Raw genomic sequence first — 17,227 nt, forward strand, 5'->3', positions numbered from 1 at the left:
TGTTGTTAAACAAGAGCGAATCCTTCCTCGGGAATTTCCAAAGGCGACTTGTCGCTGGTCATGATCGCTCGAGCCTTCCCGGCTGCCTGGGTGAGCACCTGGGTGATCCAGAATTTGGCCGAAGCGATCTTGCCGGCGTAAAAGGCGGCACTGCGGTTGGACTGCAGCACGGCTTGGCGTGCCTTGTCGTCCTTGGCTCCATGGTCCGCATAAATTTCATAAAGTTTGCGGTCCGCAATGTAGGCCTGCCACAGGAGCAACAGCCCCAGCGTGACATCGCCGAAAAGATCCAAATAAGGCTTGGCGTAGAGAATGGGCACGTGAAATTCGTCGGTCATGCCTTTGAGTCCAAAGAACTTGGTGACTTGAATGAGGCTTTCAGCGGCCTCTTCATAAATGTCCAGCATTTCCCGCATGCGGTAATTCTTGCGGAACTTAGCCGTCAGCTCGGCACTGAACTTGGCGGCGTTCTTGAACAGAAGACCGCGCTTCATGGCAATCTTTCGACCCACCAGATCCAAGGCCTGAATACCGTTGGTTCCTTCGTAGATGGACGCGATCTTGCAATCCCTTAGGAACTGCTCCACCGGGTATTCCGACGTGTAGCCGTAACCTCCGTAGACCTGGACGGCCGTCTCGCAGACTCGAAAGCCCAGGTCGCTTCCCACGGATTTGCAGATGGGAATAAGAAGGTCCACGTAGCCTTGATAGAGCTCCCGTTCCTCGTCGGTTTGCGCGACGCGCACCCGATCCAGACAGTAGGCGGCAAGATGCATGAGAGCCCGCAGCCCTTCCGTGCTGGATTTCATGAACATGAGCATTCGGCGCACATCCGGATGGTTAATGATAGCCACGCGCTCGGCACCGGGATCCTTCATCTTTTCCACCGGGGTTCCCTGCACCCGTTCCTTGGCATACTGCAACGCATGCAGATACGCCGTGCTGGCATGGGCCAGACCCTGCATACCCACAAAAAGGCGGGCTTCGTTCATCATGTCAAACATGATCCGCATGCCCTTATTGGGTTCGCCCATGAGGTAGCCCAGGCACTTGCCGTTTTCACCGAAGTTGAGCACGCAGGTGGCGGAACCATGAATGCCCATCTTATGTTCGATTCCGCCGCAGTTCACATCGTTGTCCACCAGGTTCCCGTTGTCGTCCACCAAGAGGCGCGGCACGAGAAAGATGGAAATGCCTTTGGTGCCCTTGGGCGCGCCTTCAATGCGGGCCAGCACCATGTGGACGATGTTTTCGGTCAGATCATGCATGCCGGAAGAGATGAAAATCTTTTGACCTTCGATCTTGTAGGTACCATCGCCTTGAGGCACAGCGCGAGTGCGCAGGTTGCCCACATCACTGCCCGCTCCGGCTTCCGTAAGACACATGGTCCCACCCCATTCACCGGAAAACATCTTGTACATGTACTTTTCCTGAAGTTCCGGCGTGCCGTATTTTTGGAGCAAGCGGGCGGCGCCATGAGTGAGGCCGGGATACATGAGCAAGGCCCAGTTGGCAGCGGCAAAAAACTCCACACAAGCATTGTGCACCGTGAACGGAAAACCTTGACCACCCACTTCAAGGTCATCCGCCATGGCCAACCAGCCGCCTTCACAGTAAAGCCGGTAAGCTTGGTGAAAGGATTCGGGAACCTTGACCAACCCGTTTTCGAAGCGACATCCTTCTTTGTCACCCTTCTTGTTGGTCGGGTAAAATTCCTGTTCTGCAAGCTTTTCCGCCTGTTCCAAGGCCATATCAAAGGTTTCCTTGGAATATTCGGAAAATAAAGGATACTTGCACAGATCTTCCACGTTCAGCTGTTCGTAAAGAACAAACTTCAGATCCCTTTCATCCACAAGTAGCTTCATGACTTTTTCCTCCTCGACCCTCGTGGCACCGTTGGAAAATCGCGTTTTGCTCCATCCTCAAGTTCCTTGAACCAGGGCTGCTTCCTGCTTGGATCATTGGTTCATGCCGGCGCGACGCGCTTTTACGGAAGGTTCTCCAAGTCCGTTGATGAAAAGATCCATCAAGGGTTCCGTCAGACTTTCCAGATTATACGGACGCCCTGCCAGCACCCATGTGGACACCACCTCGTCCAAAGCCCCGAAAATGAAGCGCTTGACCAATCCCAGAGGCAAATCCTGGCGAAAGACTCCTTGCTGCTGCCCTTCGCGGATCACATCGCCTATGAGGTCCAAATATTTTTTCAGTTCTACTTTCTTGTATTCGCGCATGAAGCGGCTGCTTTGACGTAGCTCCACCTGCAGCACAGCCGCCAGCTCCGGATAAGCCTGAAACCCTGCCAGATGCATGGCAATAAGTCGACGAAAGCGGGCCAAAGCGTCCTTTTCCGAGGCCAGAGCCTCACGGAACTTCACGTTGATCTCCTTCATTTTTTCTTCAAAGATAGAGATCAGGAGATCGTCTTTGTTCTTGAAGTAGAGGTAGATGGTTCCATCGGCTACACCGGCTAGGCGGGCGATATCCGAAACTCGGGATTGAAAAAATCCCTTTTCGGCAAACACCGCCACCGCGGCATCCAAAATGCGCTGCCTTTTGTCCGAATTCTTGTGGTTTCCGCGCCCTTCCACCATCTTGCCCCGCTCCCATCGTCTCTTTCACATGAATGAATCATCATTCATTATCTGCTTAAACTTTTCCCGATTGTGCTGTCAAGAGAAAAAATTTTCTAAAGGGCCCCGGAAAACCTGAATTTTGAAACGGCAGGTGCGGCCGAACCAACATGGCCCCCCTTCGCACCATTTGTAGGGTGCACCGATGTGTACACCCAAAAACCCTACGGAACCGAAACATTTTGGGGCGGCCCCATGGGTCCGCCCCTGCAGAAGATCGGCACTCGGAAAATTAGGCCAAAAATATGTAGCGACATCCTAGCGGAAACATGGATCATCCCCTCTTTCTTTCGACGCCCCCTCCGTATGAAAAGCAGGTGATTCAAAACCTCATATTCGATATGTTTAAGGTGTCAGCGGGACAAGAAAGGACTCATCATGACAGATGCTCAGCAAAGCCCGCGAGGGCCTAAAAAACGCTTTCTCCTTTATATGCTTCATTGCGGCCTTGACGGCAAATTGCTTCAAAAGATCTGCGCCCGGCACGGGCTGGATGTGGAAATTCGGCAATTTCCTAGGGAAGAAGCCTTTGCCTACCATATGAATCCCCTGTTACCCACACCGGATCTGATCCTCATTCGAGGCCATTTCATCGGGCTCGTGCATGAATGCGACAAAGAACGCCATATCCCTTACGTGGTGGTTTCTTCCAAGCTGAAGTACGGCACAGGACAGCCCGTGTTCATTCACGCCGATAAAGGTTATGGGACCGAGGAAACGCTCGCCGTTTACCACACCGTTGCCGAGAAACTTAAAGAGATGATATCCTTGCGCTTTCAGGGCTCGGCTTCCCAATCGACGTCGCCCGAAGCATCGGCGGAGAAAGCTCCATGCTGAAAGTGGTTTTTCACGAGGCGTATCTTGCGCGGTATCCCACGGGTGCCGTGGAAACCCCCGCTCGGCTTCGTTCCGTTATGGGAAAGCTAAAAGAATTTTACGAGGTCGTCGCACCCTCCCCTGCCTCCAAGGACGATCTTCTACGAGCCCACAGCGAGGAACACCTCATCCATGTGCAGCTGGAGGGCAAGGCCGTCTGGGAAGCGGCTGTCCTTGCCGCTGGGGGGGCCATTTGTGCCGCACGTCTGGCCGCCCAAACACAACATCCCGTCTTTGCTGCTGTACGGCCGCCGGGGCATCATGCAGGACGCAACCGTTACGGTGGCTTCTGTTTTTTCAACAACATGGCCGTCGCTCTTTTGACTTTGTTCCACGAAGGACTCATTGAGCGAGCGGCGGTTATTGATTTTGATATGCATCGTGGGGACGGCACGGCGGAAATTTTTCAGGGAGATTCCCGATGTTTTTTTCTGGATGTTTCATCGGCGGAAAAAGACGGTTTTATTGAAAGGATCGCCGATTTTCTTGAAGCTTTGCCTTTGGTGGACATTATCGGCGTTTCCGCCGGGTTTGACATGCATCTGAAAGACTGGGGCGGACACCTTAGCAACCGCGATTACCATCGCATCGGCAGGCTTCTGGAGGAAACGGCCCGCCAAAAAGCATTCGGGAAAGTGTTTGCGGTGCTGGAAGGAGGCTATATGCCCCATGAACTGGGAAAGGCTGTCTATGCCTTTTGCCGGGGTCTGGAAGGCAAAGACTTGACTGATCTGACACTCATGACGAGGCCATGAGAGCAGCCCATCGAGAACTGGAACAGCTCAAGCGCGAACTGAGCGGCCCGCCATCGGATTTCACCGCCGCCTTTCTCAAAACCCAGGATCTGCGTCGCCTGGTGCAGCACCGTCCGGAAGTGCTGGACCATGGTACGGTGCGTCTTCTAGGAAAGATTCTGACCCATGAACCGTATCAAGCGCAAAGACAAGCCTATTTTTTCAGCCGAGAAACAGCTTTCGGGATTCGGGACCTCATGGAAAGATCCCCACGTCCCGACGTGGTGGAACATGCACGACGGATGCTGGAAAGGCTGTGTATGGAATCCCGCGGAGCTTGTCAGCGCGCAGCGTGTGAAGCCCTGGGAACGCTTCCTTTGGGCCTAGCGCCGCCCGATTTGCCTCCGGATCCAGATCCATGGTGCGCTCCCGTTTTGTCGTGGCAGCAAGCCAGCAACCTTTCGTGGGCACCAGGTTCGTGGGACGATTGGCATGTGTGTGGTCGAAGTTTCTGGCGCCGGGAAACAAAAACGGGAAAAATCCTTGTGATAAAGACCGCCAAAGATCCGGAAAGTGCTCAAGCCCTTTTTCGAGAAATCCAGTGGATGCGTCTTCTTCACGAGAAGGCTGAACAATGGCATTTGGACACAGCGCAAATTCCTTCTCCCCTAAACTCAGCCGGTCCGGGGTTGTTTCGAGTGGACTTCAGCACACGCGAACACCTTTTGAACTTGTGGGAAAACACCCATGAAGAGGCACCCTGGGCCATCGTTTTTATGGCTCCAGCCGGCTATTTCGACTACCCAAATCAGCCCATAAACGGCCTGATGCCCTCCAAGGCAACATTCCTTTCCGTCATGGTCCGGAACGCCCGCATGCTGGGACGCCTCGCTTCCCACGGCGTTGTGCATACGGCCCCCATCCCCCTTTTTCATAATCGAGTTCAGGGGCATCGCCGTGAAGACGGCGGTCTTTATCGGTGGCCTCGAGCCGGCAGGTTGGATCGGTGGTTGGCATCGTGCGATTATCCCAATTTCGGGCAATCAGGCCTGCGCGACTTGGAACACTTGGAACCTGCAGAGACCAACGGGGTTTCTTTCTACGAACACATCGGAGCCCATTTCCTGAGTTTTTTCCTGGTTTGCGGAAGCTATTTCAGGAATCGAGATCCAAGCCTTCGAGGTCGACAAAACGACGGAACCCCCGTGGACGTTCGTGAATGGTTTGATAAGACATTTCTCATGAAAGTGCTCGAATCCATCTTTCAGGCCTATTATGAAGCTTTTACCGGTCTGGCGGCCCCAACGGATATATCGGGAAACTTGGGCGGACTGGTGGACCGTATGATCGAGGAAATGGGCGTGGACCGGCACATGGAAGAGATTCTTCGAGTAGCCGACCAAAACAACATGACCGACCACGAATTTTGGGCTTTTCTTGAGGAACGAGGGTATTCGGCGACGGAGGCTCGACGGTTTGTCCGAGGCCGTGAAGACGTGGTGCTTCTCACGGGACCGCATCTAGGCGCCTTCAACGACCGCATTTCGCTGCCCGAAATGATTCAGTTTGTCGGCGCAGCGGCAGCCTTATGCATCAGCGGGCGTTTTTTCCACATCCGCAACACTGCTCGGTGCGTTGGTTCTTCCAGCGTCTAGCAGGCTGTCCAAGAACTCGCCATATCATGGTCTCTTGCCATTTCAAGATAGAGGCGAGGCGACGCCTCGCCCCTACAAACTTGAAACTGTGTCGTTTCCTGAGAGGGCTGGCCTTCGGCCTTTCATTTGTGCAGGCCGAACGCTCGCGCTCCCGAAGGGGAAAACCCTCTCTGCGCAGGCTCCTAGAAGCCGTCCAGATCATTTAGAGCGTCCCGAACGGATTGAATGAGGGTTTCAAACGTTTCGGAACGGTACGGATCAACACCACCACAACCCGCATCACCCATTTTGTCGAAAACGAATTCTTTTTCCATGTAATCCATGAGATGCCTCGTGGATTGCACGAGACGCCGCACTGCCTCATTCATTCCTTTGTCTCCTCTCTGTCCCTCCTAAACCAGAGCCCTGCTCAAGAACTCTTTAGCCGACCATAGAAACCACGCTCCGAAACCCACGAGAAACACGCCGCAGAAACGCAAAACCCACCGATAGCTGCGATCCCCCATGAACCGCGTGCCTTTGGTCACTCCCAAGGACACTAGGCTATACCAAGCAAAATCCGCGGCAATATGCCCAAAAAAGAAACAAGCCACACCCCACAAACCGAATTTCATGGCGGCCACCAGGTACCCTAAACCGATGGTGGCCCACCACAAGGTCCAATAAGGATTGGCAAGACTCGCCAGCACACCCAACATCACAGGATGCCGTCCTGAGACTCCGTCTTTGCTTGGAGCTTGCAGGTTAAGCGACAAGCGAGCCGCACTGCGCACCATATCCAAGCCCATCACCAGCAGAAAGGCGCCTCCGCAAAGGGCGATGGCTCCCATGACTCCTGGTTTCTTGAGAAAAGGACCAAGCCCCATCACCACGGCAGCAACCACAGCTAGTTCCAAAAGGGCGTGGCCCGTGATGAGCAACGGGCCCGCGCGAAACCCACGCCGAACTGATTGGCTGATGGTAATGGTTAAAAGAGGACCGGGCATGAGCGCCCCCGAAAGGGCCACGGTAAAGGATCCCGCCCCGATAGCCATCAATTCCCACATGAGAAGCTCCCTATGGAGGTTAGGGTTCGATGCGAGTTCCCAAAAGCTGCAAAAACTTACGTATCCACTCGGGATGGGCAGGCCAAGCCGGTGCTGTGACCAGATTTCCATCGACCACGGCGTTGGTGAAGGTTTCATTCACGTCAGCCCAGGAAGCTCCCGCCGCAAGGAGATCGGGCTTGACTGCCGGATACGCCGTGCACGTGCGCCCTTGAAGCACGCCGGCAGCCACCAGGACCTGCTGACCATGACAGATGGAAGCGATAGGTTTTCCCGTTTGCGCGAAATGACGAACAATGTCCAAGACCTTTGGGTTGAGCCGAATGTATTCGGGAGCTCTTCCACCAGGAATGACGAGACCATCGTAGGCTTCCGGCTTAATTTCGTCAAAGGTGGCGTTGAGTGTGAAATTGTGGCCCGGCTTTTCGCTGTAAGTCTGATCCCCTTCGAAATCGTGGACGGCCGTTCGAACCTTTTCTCCGGCCTTTTTCCCCGGACAGACTGCATGCACCGTGTGCCCGACCATTAAAAGCATCTGGAAGGGAACCATCACTTCATAGTCTTCCACAAAGTCCCCAACAAGCATCAGAATCTTTTTCGTCGCCATGAGAAGTCCTCCTTATGGCATTGTGCGTTACGACATTCGGCGTTCACGAACCCACACCACGGCCCTATGCAAGGAGCCACCCAGCCATTGACCAACACAGAAAGCCCCCACAAGTACGGAAAATGTATTGAGTCGCCATCCCAGCCCGGACATAACGCGCAGACCCACCACGAGTGGTACAGGAAGGTGCACCGCCAGAAACCAAGCCTTTGAAAACCGCCGCACGCCGGCTCTCCAGTATCCGAAAGGAAGATTAAGCCCCGCCACCAAAACCGCCGTCACGGGAAGAGTCAAGTATTGAACCCAATCACCCACGGGTAGGAACCTCTCTTGGATCATCCCTTAACTGAGCGAAAAATCTTGCAAGGGGGTCGATGTGCCGCCGCAAAAAGGCATAGGTGCATCCACCTTGAGAAGAAGGTCGGTGTGAAAAACGGTCGTATTTCTCCCATAGCTTGTCACGGCTTGGCTCAGCTTGGCCGTGGCCTCGAGAGCGCCTATGGCGGCCTCAGTCGAAATCCATGTGACTCCCACGGCCGTTGCCTTCAAAAAGTCTCTGTGTTTCATGTCTGCCTCCGCGGAAAGTTCCAGAGAACGCCCCGGGAAGAGTTTCCGCATCGATCAAGCACGCTCAGCACATCAGACCCCAACGAGAAATTAAACTTAACTTGACAAAAATCCCTGCCATGTCAAGCGGAAGATCTTCGCGAGTCCAAGAACCTTTTTGCTCAAAAGAAAGTCTTTCGTGAGGCGCGAAACAAAAGAATGGAATGCCTGGGAATTCGCCCGAGAACGAATTTTACCCTGGAAGCGCCGGCGCCCTGCCAGCCTAATGAGTGAGCCAGAGGTCCTCGCTTCCAGGGAATAGAACAGTAGGGGCGAGGCGGCATCCCGTCCCTTCGATGAACATCTGCCCACAGCCTGAAGCTTTTGAAATTTTGGAGGGCCCAAAGCACACTATGCCTTCACGAAAATGTGGAATCGCCTTAGGCGTCTGAAGGCCATTAAAAACTTCAGTGAAACCGAAGGACTGAACCGTGACGCTTGCTTCCTTGAAAAGGATCGCGATAAGGAAGAGAGTGTGTTGGACAATGCCGGCTCTCATGGCCTAAAAGAGGAGGAAATCGTGCCCGTTCTGGAAGAATGCACCATGACTTTTTTTGAAAAGGAACGGCGGGTTATTCATACCGTCATTATCCCATGCGGTTCCTTGGAAGAACACGGGCCCCATCTTCCTCTCGGGACCGACACGTTTCATGCTGTGGCTCTGGCCAACGCCGTGGCCCGTATCATGCCCGTCTGGGCAGCACCTCCCATGTGGTATGGATTGTGTCGAAGTTCCAGTGAACATCCGGGAACCGTTGGAATACGCTCTCGAACCCTTCATGCCCTCCTCTTCGATGTGGTGGAAAGCTTTTACCGACAAGGATTGCGAAATGTGATCGTTCTCAGCGGCCATGCCGGCGGAACTCACATGGCAACCCTTGTGGACGCCGGCGAGGAACTCATGGAACGCCTTCCAGAGTTGCGCTTAGCCGTTTGTTCCGTGCTCGACATCGGCCGAACGGCCTGGAAAGACATTCAAGAAAATCCAAAGGATTCCCACGCCGGCGAAGTGGAGACATCGCTTATGCTTCATTTGCACCCGGAATGGGTTCAAGGGATTGCAGAGGAGGCCTATCCCACGTTTCCCGAGCACATTTTGGTACGTCGCAAGAGGGCTTATTGGCCTTCGGGGGTTTGGGGAAACCCCAAAGCAGCATCGGCAGAAAAGGGACGTCTTTTTATGGACTCTTCTGTAAAGGCCCTGATGGCCCTTGTCAAAAAGCTGGAGACCTGGCAGGACCCCGATGTGTGAAAACCTGCCCCTTCTGTGATGATAATGCGGGCCGGATTGTCCGACCCACACCATGGTCTCGCAGGGGCGGACACATCGGTCCGCCCCGACCAAGGCGGGTCGTGGACGAGCGGACATGGAGGTTCTTTACCCTGAGGATACGCTGCTTTGCACATACCTCGCCGTTCCCCACAGGATACGGTGGTCTCTGCAAGGAGAGCCGGTTACATTGGAAAGGGTAAGAATAGAACATCAGATGAGAACGATAAACGGCGAGAGCTATACCGAAAATGATGGGTAAGCCGGCACATAACTCAAGAACCGTCCCGGAACTCCTGGCCCCTGGGGGTCATCTGGATGCGCTCTGGGCCGCCATAGAAAACGGAGCGGACGCCGTTTATGTGGGCCTCAAAAAGCTCAGTGCGAGAGCCCACGCCCCCAATTTCAGTCTGGATGATCTGGCCCGTCTTCTGCCTGTAGTGCAAGGTCGAGGAATTTCCGTGTACGTGGCTTTCAACAGCCTTGTTACGGCTCGAGAAATCCCATCCGTCATGGACACGTTGCAGGCCCTATCGGACCTGAGTGTGGATGCGCTGATCGTTCAGGATCCCGGTCTTTTTTTCTTGTGCCGCCGTTATTTTCCATCTCTCAAGCTTCATGCAAGTACCCTGGCCGCGGTGCACAGTAGCGCCGGTGTGCACGTCCTGGAAAGGTTCGGCGCTCGCCGCATCGTCCTGGCTCGAGAGCTCACCCTTGATGAGATTCAAGCTATTCGTCACAAAACCCATGCAGAACTAGAAATCTTTGTCCACGGGGCTCTTTGCTACTCAATATCCGGCCTTTGTCTTGCCAGTAGCTACCGCGGCGGGCACAGTGGGCTTCAGGGGCGATGTGTGCAACCTTGTCGACTTCGCTATGTTCAGGAAAGAAAATCCGGCTATTTTTTTTCCTGCAATGATTTCTGCGCACTCGCCCACATTCCTTTCCTCAAAAAACTTGGCCTGACAGCTTTTAAGATCGAAGGCCGCATGAAGGACGCCGACTACATCGCCACGGTGGTGCGTGCCTACCGGCATGTGCTGGACGCCCCCGATAATCAGGTTCAAGATGCCGTGGAGGAAGCTCGAGACTGGCTCACTCGAGCTCCGGCTCGCCGCCTAACCGCGGCCTTTTTCGGCAAAGATCCTTCCAAGGAAATCCTTAGTCCGCATCGTTCCGGATCCAGTGGACTGTGGGTGGCTACCGTAAGATCCATAGGGCCTGAGGGCTTGAAGGTGGATCTTCGGCATTCGATACGCTTAGGAGACCGCTTACGTCCGGAATCCTCTGAAGGCAAAGAATTGCCTACATTCGTTTTGGAAGGCATCCGTACGGAAGATGGAACCTTCTTGGAAGAAACTCAGACGCTTGGTTCCGTGGTTCTTGCCACAACAAGGCTTCAGGAACTCTCCACCGGTGTGAGGCTCTTTCGAATCGGAAGAGAGCCCATGCCGACCGCAAAGCTCTGGCAATCTCTTTTGCGGGACGGCTCGAAACCCTTGTCCTATCGGGCTCGATGGGACCACCACCATGAACTTCTTGACCATTTCCCGAAAAGCCCAGGCAATGTTCGACGTCTCGCCCCGTCTCTCTGGATAAAGCTCCGTGCTCTTGCGGATCTCGGGCGTGCCATGACATCGCCCGCTCAAAAGGTTTGGCTTGTGGCCACCCGAGAAAACCTGGAAAAAATGGCCAAGAGACGTCTCCACGAGGCGCAGAGGGAACGATTCGGCTGGTCTCTGCCACCAATTCTTTTTGAAAACGATGTGGATTATTATCGCAAGGCGGTAGCCTGGTACCTTTCCAAAGGATATCGAGCTTGGGAAATCAACAATTGGGGTCACTTGGATTGGTTGTTAGAAGACGGGAGGATTTTCGTTACCGCGGGTTCCCGCATGAACGTCCGCAACAAAGCGGCCATGGCCGCTTTGGCCGAGGTCGGTTGCCGCTCCGTGGTGCTGTCCTGGGAAATCACTCGCGATGAACTTCGCGAACTCATCTTGGACCCTGTGCCATGCGTTCCCGTGATCCCGGTGTACGGTCATCCTTCGCTCTTTCTTTCAAGAATTCATCCGCCCCTTTTGGAAAATCGACCGATCAAAACACCACGCGGGGATGTTTATTTCTACCGCAAGGAAGGGTCGCTCGCGGCGCTCCATGCCGATCGCCCTTGCAACTGGTTTGAAAAGATTCCCGAATTGGAAGCGATGGGATACCGGACATTTCTGATGGATTTGGGAGAAGGGCCAACACCTTTGGAACCCGGACAGTGGGAACGTCTGTTGAGCGGGTACCAGCGACAACGTTCCGATGCGCCCTATTCCCTTTTTAATTACGAGAGAAAACCCATTCCCGACTCGAGGGCTAAAGCATCCGCCTCGAAAGAGCCTCAACAGGGCAGGGGCCACCGCCTTTTCCATGAGAGGTGAAACAGGTCGCGCCCAAAGCAAAGATCAAAGCGTAAGGGGGTAAGGGGAATTCATGCCACCATTTGTTCATCTGCATGTCCACAGCCAGTACAGCCTTTTGGACGGAGCCATTCGATTGGGGGATCTCGTTCAAACAGCGAAGGAATTTGAAATGCCCGCGGTGGCGGTCACAGACCACGGCAATATGTTCGGAGCCTTGGAATTTTATGAAAAAGCCAAAAAGGCCGGCATCAAGCCTATTATCGGCTGTGAAATTTATCTAGCCCCCAGAGGGCGTCATACTCGTGGTCTTTCCGGCAACGCCGGTGCAGGACCCAACGGTGCCGATGACGACAAGAACCAACACCTGATCCTTTTGGCACAAGATCTGACAGGATACAAAAACCTCATTAAAATCGTCACCCTCGCTTACCTGGAAGGCTTTTACTATAAGCCTCGGGCCGACAAAGAACTGCTTCGAGCCCACCATGAAGGTCTCATCGCTCTGTCCAGTTGCTTGAAAGGGGAAGTGGCCTCCGAGCTTTTAAACGGCAGAGCGGACGCCGCTCTTCGAGCCGCTCGGGAATATGAAGAAATCTTCGGAAAGAATCGTTTTTTCCTCGAAATTCAGGCTAACGGCATCCCTGAACAGGCGATCGTCAACGAAAAACTCATCGCTCTGTCACGAGACACAGGCATTCCTTTGGTAGCCACCAACGACTGCCATTACTTGAAACGTAATGATGCCCGCGCTCACGACATTCTCCTATGCATTCAGACAGGCAAAACCGTTCTGGATGAAAAGCGCATGAAATTTCGAACAGATCAGCTTTATTTTAAGTCTCCGGATGAAATGTTTCGCGAATTCGCCCATGTGCCGGAAGCTCTGGAAAATACCGTGCGGATCGCCGACATGTGTGCCTTGAATATTCCACTGGGCGAATATCATTTTCCTGTATTTCCTTTACCCAACGGAGAATCCCTCGAAACTCAATTTCGAAAAACGGCTCTGGAGGGGTTTGAAAAAAGACTTTCAGAAATTCGCCATAACCGACCCCACTTTTCCGACCAAGATTTGGAAGCATACCGAAAGCGGCTGCAGGAAGAATTGGATGTCATCGTGGAAATGGGCTTTGCGGCGTATTTTCTCATCGTGGCCGATTTTATCTCTTATGCCAAAAACCGTGGCATTCCCGTAGGTCCGGGTCGAGGTTCCGCGGCTGGAAGCTTGGCAGCCTATGTCATGGGGATTACGGATCTGGACCCCATCGAGCACGGCCTTATTTTTGAGCGATTCCTCAACAAGGAACGCATCAGCATGCCCGATATTGATGTGGACTTTTGCGTTCTGGGTCGTGATGAGGTCGTTCGGTATGTGTCGGAAAAATACGGCAGGGATCAGGTGGCGCAAATCGCCACTTTTGGCACCATGCAAGCCAAGGCCGTGGTCCGGGACGTGGGGCGTGCCTTGGCCATGCCTTACAACGAAGTGGACAAGATCGCCAAGCTGATTCCTGCAGGTCTCGATGTGACACTTTCCAAAGCCTTTGAGCAAGAGCCTCGCCTCGTGGAGCTGCAGCGGGAAGATCCTCAGGTTCGAGAGCTTTTTGAAATCGCTCAGGCTCTGGAAGGCCTCACACGCCACGCCTCCACTCATGCCGCCGGGGTGGTTATCGGCGACAAACCCCTTGTGGAATACATGCCTCTGTTTCGTGATCAAGACGGCAAGGTGGTGACCCAGTTTTCCATGAAATATGTGGAAAAAGCCGGACTTATCAAGTTCGACTTTCTCGGCTTAAGAAACCTTACGGTCATTCATAACGCGGTCCAGCTGATCGAAAAGAATCATGGGGTCCGTCTGGACATGAAACGGCTCCCTTTGGACGACCCCAAAACATACGACCTGTTGGGTCGTGCCGACACCACGGGTGTCTTTCAGCTGGAAAGTTCGGGCATGCGAGATATTCTCGTGAGGCTGCAGCCGGAAAGGTTCGACGACATTGTGGCCTTGGTGGCCTTGTATCGGCCGGGTCCCATCAAAAGCGGAATGGTGGATCAATACATCGACGGAAAACACGGGCGTATTCCCATAACTTACGATGTGGAGCAGCTTCGACCCATTCTGGAACCCACCTACGGCGTTATTCTGTACCAAGAACAGGTCATGGAAATCGCTCGAGTGCTGGCCAATTACACTCTTGGCGAAGCCGATATTTTACGCCGCGCCATGGGAAAGAAAATTCCGGAAGTCATGGCCGCGCAGCGTGAACGTTTTCTGGCCGGCGCTCAACAAAACGGCATCGAACTGACCAAAGCCAACCATATCTTTGACCTCATGGACAAATTTGCGGGCTACGGTTTCAACAAGTCCCATAGCGCCGCCTACGCTCTTATCGCCTACCAGACCGCCTACCTCAAAGCCCATTACCCCGTGGAATTCATGGCGGCTCTGCTCAATTCCTTTCTGAACAACACGGACCAGGTGGTCAAACTCATTAACGAATGCCGAGAAAAAGGTATTGCGGTGCTGCCTCCCGATGTGAACGTGAGCGAGCTGGATTTTACCGTGGTGGAAGGAAAAATCCGGTTTGGCCTTGGGGCCGTGAAAAACGTGGGGGAAGGCGCCATTGAGAACATTCTAGCAGCACGCGCCAAAGGAGGGCCGTTCACTTCCATTTACGATTTTTGTGAACGCGTGGACTCTTCCAAAGTGAACCGCCGTGTTCTGGAACACTTGATCAAGTGCGGGGCTTTTGATTCCATTCATGCGGATCGAGCTCGGGTTCTGGCTGCCATGGACCAGGCTTTGGAAAAAGCTCAGGCTCGACATCGGGACCGAAGTGCAGGACAGCTGAACCTTTTTGATCTGCTACGAGCTTCCGACAAGCACAGCCCGGAACCTGAAACGCTGCCTGAAGTCCCTTCTTGGGACAGTCGGACCGTTCTCAGCTATGAAAAAGAAGCCCTTGGATTTTACATTTCCGGACATCCACTAGATCACTACACCGATGTTCTTGGAACCCTATGTACGGCGGACACGCAAACAGTTCGAGAGAAGCCGGACGGCGCCAAGGTCATTTTGTGCGGACTGATTTCTATCACCAAGGAGCTGACGACAAAAAAAGGTGAGCGCATGGCCTTTCTCAGCCTTGAAGACAAGGAAGGCACCTTGGAAGTGGTTTGCTTTCCAGAGACATACCTCAAAGCACGTCCCTTGCTCCAGGGGGACGAACCACTTGTGGTTTTCGGAACCCTGCAACACGATGAAAAGGGATCCAAAGTGCTTGCGGATGAAATCCTCACCCTCGAAGAAGCCCAAAGCCAATCGGTGGATACGGTGCTCATCAAATTACCGGCGCACACTTTGGATCGAAACGGTCTCGAAACCCTGCGCCACCTTTTGGTCGCTCACTCCGGCCCCTGCAAGACCGTGTTGCATTTGGATGTGGACGGTCAAGCCACAGCCGTCATTGCCCTGAATCATAAGTTGCATGTGACACCAACTTCGGGGTTCGTGCGCGCCATGACGGCGCAGTTCGGAGCCGATTGCCTTGATCTGGTGCGCAAAGCTTGTCATCAATGAGGGCTGTTCCCTGCTGAAACGTGTCTGAGAAAGGCTTTTCCTTTGAGGGAGCAGGCCAGGGGTGATAGAGTTCATAAAGATGGAGGTCATCCCGATTTGCCTGACTTTGGGAGGAAACCGATGATCGACGGGTACCGTTTTGGATCTATGGAGATAGCCGGGACAACGTATCAGGCTGATCTCAAGATTCTTCGCAACAAGGTGATTCCCCACTGGTGGCGTAAAGAAGGCCACAAGGTTCATGTGGAAGACATTCTGGACATTTTGGAAGCGCAACCCTTGGTGCTGGTTATCGGACGTGGCAGCCCAGGTTTGATGAAACCATCCAATGAAGTGCGAAGAGTCTGCCAAGAAAAAGGAATCCAGCTCATCGATGAGCCTACGGAAGAGGCTGTGCGCACCTTTAATGATCTGGTGCGGGCCGGAAAACAGGTGGCCGGTGCGTTTCATCTGACCTGTTGAGGCGGTTTCGGCATGAAGGGCCGGATATTTTTTGTGGAAACCTTAGCCGAAGATCAACGTCGAGATCTGTGTCGCTGGGTGGAGCGGCTTTTCGAAGAGGGATATCGTGTATTTGTTCTTACGGGATCTACAATCTCTGCGCAACAATTGGACAAGTTATTGTGGAGTTTTTCCAAGGCCAGTTTCGTTCCTCATCGCATTGTGACCCAAGCCGAGGAGGCCATCAAAGCGATCGAACCTGTCCTGATCGGTTGGGACCTTTCAGCACGCGGTTCCTGCAACGTGCTCGTGTGCGACGAAACCCCGGACCTGGAAGCCGCGGCTTCTTTTGACACGATTGTCCATTTTGTTCCCATGGATGATGCTGACAAACGGGAAGCCAGTCGACGTCTGTGGGCGAATGCCAAAGAACGAACATGGACTCTTCGACATGTGCCGTTGCCGTCCTCGGCACGGACCGACGAGTCAAACAAACAAAGGAGCTCGCCTCCATGAGCCTTTTGGATTATCCCAAGCGGTTGTATTATGATTATGGAAGCCGTCTCGCGATTTTTTTGGTACGACGAAAGCTTCGAAAAAAGGGGCTGGATCCTGGAGCCTGGCTGGTGCTGGCTCGGCTTTATGAAGTACGCCGGGATTTTTCCACCGCGATTTCCACGCTGGAACAAGCCCTTAAGGTTTATCCAGGAAACCAAGTTCTAGAAATGCACTTGAAGCGGATCAAGACTCTGGCGGCGGGCGCCACGCCCTCACACGACGCCTAGGAACCTGCTCGAGAACTCGCAATACCAAGGTTCCTCATGCCATTTCGTGAGAGATGCCAGACGGCGCCAGTCTCTCAAACCCGAAATGGTGTATTTTTTAGGGAGTGGGCCTTCGCCCCACTTGTTTTGCGAGCGAGCCTCCCGCGGCGGCCGCCAAGCCCCAACCTTTGTACACTCTCAGTAGGCCGGAACGGTCATGTAACGTTCATTGGTCATGTGCTGCCCCTGATACGTGCGTGTGCGCACCGTGGCCGTTTGTCCCTGATAACTAACGGGATCGGCCTGAACCCATTCGTTGGTATTGGGATTATGGTAGGTTACGGTCTGACGGCGCCTAGCCGCTTCTTCCGCCGCCCGTTGAGACACCTCGGCAATCCCGTAACCAGCCAAGGATCCTATGGCGGCTCCAACGACAGCTCCGCGCCATGGGTTTTTGTTGTCGATAAGGGCTCCGACGCCGGCCCCCACCACGCCCAGCCAGGTGGCCGATTCCAAATGCTGCTGGGTTGTAGGGCCGGGAACACATGCGAAGGTTGACATGACCAAAAAAATGGCCGCCAAGCCACAACTTAAACCTTTCATC

At 53.8% G+C, this 17,227-nt stretch carries 17 protein-coding genes; 9 read left to right on the top strand and 8 right to left on the bottom strand.

Annotated elements, in window-relative coordinates:
• Positions 1-5: 5 nt before the first annotated feature.
• Positions 6-1,865 carry an acyl-CoA dehydrogenase gene (locus WHS46_08400; protein MEJ5348692.1) on the bottom strand — a complete coding sequence of 620 codons (1,860 nt, stop codon included), beginning with the start codon at positions 1,863-1,865 and terminating at the stop codon, positions 6-8.
• A 93-nt stretch (positions 1,866-1,958) separates the two neighbouring features.
• The gene (locus WHS46_08405) at positions 1,959-2,594 is read right to left on the bottom strand and encodes a TetR/AcrR family transcriptional regulator (protein MEJ5348693.1); all 636 of its coding nucleotides are present in this window, start codon (positions 2,592-2,594) and stop codon (positions 1,959-1,961) included.
• 417 nt (positions 2,595-3,011) lie between these two features.
• Here WHS46_08405 and WHS46_08410 point away from each other — a divergent pair, with 417 nt between their 5' ends.
• Genes WHS46_08410 through WHS46_08420 form a run of 3 tightly spaced genes read left to right on the top strand, consistent with a single transcriptional unit; the run spans position 3,012 to position 5,898 of the window.
• Complete coding sequence (locus WHS46_08410; GenBank protein MEJ5348694.1) at positions 3,012-3,470, top strand: hypothetical protein; 459 nt, start codon at positions 3,012-3,014, stop codon at positions 3,468-3,470.
• On the top strand, positions 3,464-4,264 hold the full coding sequence (locus WHS46_08415) for a histone deacetylase family protein (GenBank protein ID MEJ5348695.1): 801 nt from the start codon (positions 3,464-3,466) through the stop codon (positions 4,262-4,264). Before WHS46_08410 ends, WHS46_08415 begins: the two co-directional genes overlap by 7 nt.
• A complete protein-coding gene (locus WHS46_08420; protein ID MEJ5348696.1) occupies positions 4,261-5,898 on the top strand; it encodes a SidJ-related pseudokinase in 1,638 nt (545 codons plus the stop codon). Before WHS46_08415 ends, WHS46_08420 begins: the two co-directional genes overlap by 4 nt.
• A gap of 182 nt (positions 5,899-6,080) precedes the next feature.
• Here the strand turns inward: WHS46_08420 and WHS46_08425 are convergent, their stop codons facing one another.
• The 5 genes from WHS46_08425 to WHS46_08445 are packed head-to-tail and all read right to left on the bottom strand — an operon-like array spanning position 6,081 to position 8,118.
• Positions 6,081-6,266: a hypothetical protein gene (locus WHS46_08425; GenBank protein MEJ5348697.1), complete on the bottom strand. Its 186-nt coding sequence runs from the start codon at positions 6,264-6,266 to the stop codon at positions 6,081-6,083.
• 24 nt (positions 6,267-6,290) lie between these two features.
• A complete protein-coding gene (locus WHS46_08430) occupies positions 6,291-6,944 on the bottom strand; it encodes a LysE family transporter (protein MEJ5348698.1) in 654 nt (217 codons plus the stop codon).
• A gap of 19 nt (positions 6,945-6,963) precedes the next feature.
• Positions 6,964-7,551, bottom strand: a complete 588-nt coding sequence (locus WHS46_08435; GenBank protein MEJ5348699.1) for a DJ-1/PfpI family protein — start codon at positions 7,549-7,551, stop codon at positions 6,964-6,966.
• A gap of 27 nt (positions 7,552-7,578) precedes the next feature.
• A complete protein-coding gene (locus tag WHS46_08440) occupies positions 7,579-7,866 on the bottom strand; it encodes a hypothetical protein (GenBank protein ID MEJ5348700.1) in 288 nt (95 codons plus the stop codon).
• A gap of 27 nt (positions 7,867-7,893) precedes the next feature.
• Positions 7,894-8,118 carry a hypothetical protein gene (locus WHS46_08445; protein MEJ5348701.1) on the bottom strand — a complete coding sequence of 75 codons (225 nt, stop codon included), beginning with the start codon at positions 8,116-8,118 and terminating at the stop codon, positions 7,894-7,896.
• Between the two features lie 406 nt (positions 8,119-8,524).
• On the opposite strand from WHS46_08445, the gene WHS46_08450 reads away from it, so the two are divergent.
• The 6 genes from WHS46_08450 (at position 8,525) to WHS46_08475 (ending at position 16,644) form a co-directional block, all read left to right on the top strand.
• A complete protein-coding gene (locus WHS46_08450; GenBank protein ID MEJ5348702.1) occupies positions 8,525-9,409 on the top strand; it encodes a creatininase family protein in 885 nt (294 codons plus the stop codon).
• Between the two features lie 269 nt (positions 9,410-9,678).
• Positions 9,679-11,856 carry a peptidase U32 family protein gene (locus WHS46_08455; GenBank protein ID MEJ5348703.1) on the top strand — a complete coding sequence of 726 codons (2,178 nt, stop codon included), beginning with the start codon at positions 9,679-9,681 and terminating at the stop codon, positions 11,854-11,856.
• A 52-nt stretch (positions 11,857-11,908) separates the two neighbouring features.
• Positions 11,909-15,418, top strand: coding sequence for a DNA polymerase III subunit alpha (gene dnaE / locus WHS46_08460; protein ID MEJ5348704.1), 3,510 nt, complete (start codon positions 11,909-11,911; stop codon positions 15,416-15,418).
• Positions 15,419-15,538: 120 nt separating this feature from the next.
• On the top strand, positions 15,539-15,880 hold the full coding sequence (locus WHS46_08465) for an MTH938/NDUFAF3 family protein (protein MEJ5348705.1): 342 nt from the start codon (positions 15,539-15,541) through the stop codon (positions 15,878-15,880).
• 12 nt (positions 15,881-15,892) lie between these two features.
• Positions 15,893-16,375, top strand: a complete 483-nt coding sequence (locus WHS46_08470; protein ID MEJ5348706.1) for a DNA polymerase III subunit chi — start codon at positions 15,893-15,895, stop codon at positions 16,373-16,375.
• A complete protein-coding gene (locus WHS46_08475; GenBank protein MEJ5348707.1) occupies positions 16,372-16,644 on the top strand; it encodes a tetratricopeptide repeat protein in 273 nt (90 codons plus the stop codon). Before WHS46_08470 ends, WHS46_08475 begins: the two co-directional genes overlap by 4 nt.
• A 177-nt stretch (positions 16,645-16,821) precedes the next feature.
• Here WHS46_08475 and WHS46_08480 read toward each other — a convergent pair whose 3' ends face one another.
• Positions 16,822-17,226, bottom strand: coding sequence for a glycine zipper 2TM domain-containing protein (locus WHS46_08480; GenBank protein ID MEJ5348708.1), 405 nt, complete (start codon positions 17,224-17,226; stop codon positions 16,822-16,824).
• Between the last annotated feature and the right edge of the window lies 1 nt (position 17,227).

The organism is Desulfosoma sp. (assembly GCA_037481875.1).
Classification (GTDB): Bacteria; Desulfobacterota; Syntrophobacteria; order Syntrophobacterales; family DSM-9756; genus Desulfosoma.

Bases quoted from the DNA above. Each gene is read 5' to 3' on its own strand.
- WHS46_08410 (MEJ5348694.1), top strand. From the start codon at position 3,012: ATGACAGATGCTCAGCAAAGCCCGCGAGGGCCTAAAAAACGCTTTCTC.
- WHS46_08430 (MEJ5348698.1), bottom strand. From the start codon at position 6,944: ATGTGGGAATTGATGGCTATCGGGGCGGGATCCTTTACCGTGGCCCTT.
- WHS46_08475 (MEJ5348707.1), top strand. From the start codon at position 16,372: ATGAGCCTTTTGGATTATCCCAAGCGGTTGTATTATGATTATGGAAGC.
- WHS46_08405 (MEJ5348693.1), bottom strand. From the start codon at position 2,594: ATGGTGGAAGGGCGCGGAAACCACAAGAATTCGGACAAAAGGCAGCGC.
- WHS46_08450 (MEJ5348702.1), top strand. From the start codon at position 8,525: ATGTGGAATCGCCTTAGGCGTCTGAAGGCCATTAAAAACTTCAGTGAA.
- WHS46_08465 (MEJ5348705.1), top strand. From the start codon at position 15,539: ATGATCGACGGGTACCGTTTTGGATCTATGGAGATAGCCGGGACAACG.
- dnaE (MEJ5348704.1), top strand. From the start codon at position 11,909: ATGCCACCATTTGTTCATCTGCATGTCCACAGCCAGTACAGCCTTTTG.
- WHS46_08470 (MEJ5348706.1), top strand. From the start codon at position 15,893: ATGAAGGGCCGGATATTTTTTGTGGAAACCTTAGCCGAAGATCAACGT.
- WHS46_08400 (MEJ5348692.1), bottom strand. From the start codon at position 1,865: ATGAAGCTACTTGTGGATGAAAGGGATCTGAAGTTTGTTCTTTACGAA.
- WHS46_08435 (MEJ5348699.1), bottom strand. From the start codon at position 7,551: ATGGCGACGAAAAAGATTCTGATGCTTGTTGGGGACTTTGTGGAAGAC.
- WHS46_08445 (MEJ5348701.1), bottom strand. From the start codon at position 8,118: ATGAAACACAGAGACTTTTTGAAGGCAACGGCCGTGGGAGTCACATGG.
- WHS46_08480 (MEJ5348708.1), bottom strand. From the start codon at position 17,226: ATGAAAGGTTTAAGTTGTGGCTTGGCGGCCATTTTTTTGGTCATGTCA.
- WHS46_08425 (MEJ5348697.1), bottom strand. From the start codon at position 6,266: ATGAATGAGGCAGTGCGGCGTCTCGTGCAATCCACGAGGCATCTCATG.
- WHS46_08420 (MEJ5348696.1), top strand. From the start codon at position 4,261: ATGAGAGCAGCCCATCGAGAACTGGAACAGCTCAAGCGCGAACTGAGC.
- WHS46_08415 (MEJ5348695.1), top strand. From the start codon at position 3,464: ATGCTGAAAGTGGTTTTTCACGAGGCGTATCTTGCGCGGTATCCCACG.
- WHS46_08455 (MEJ5348703.1), top strand. From the start codon at position 9,679: ATGATGGGTAAGCCGGCACATAACTCAAGAACCGTCCCGGAACTCCTG.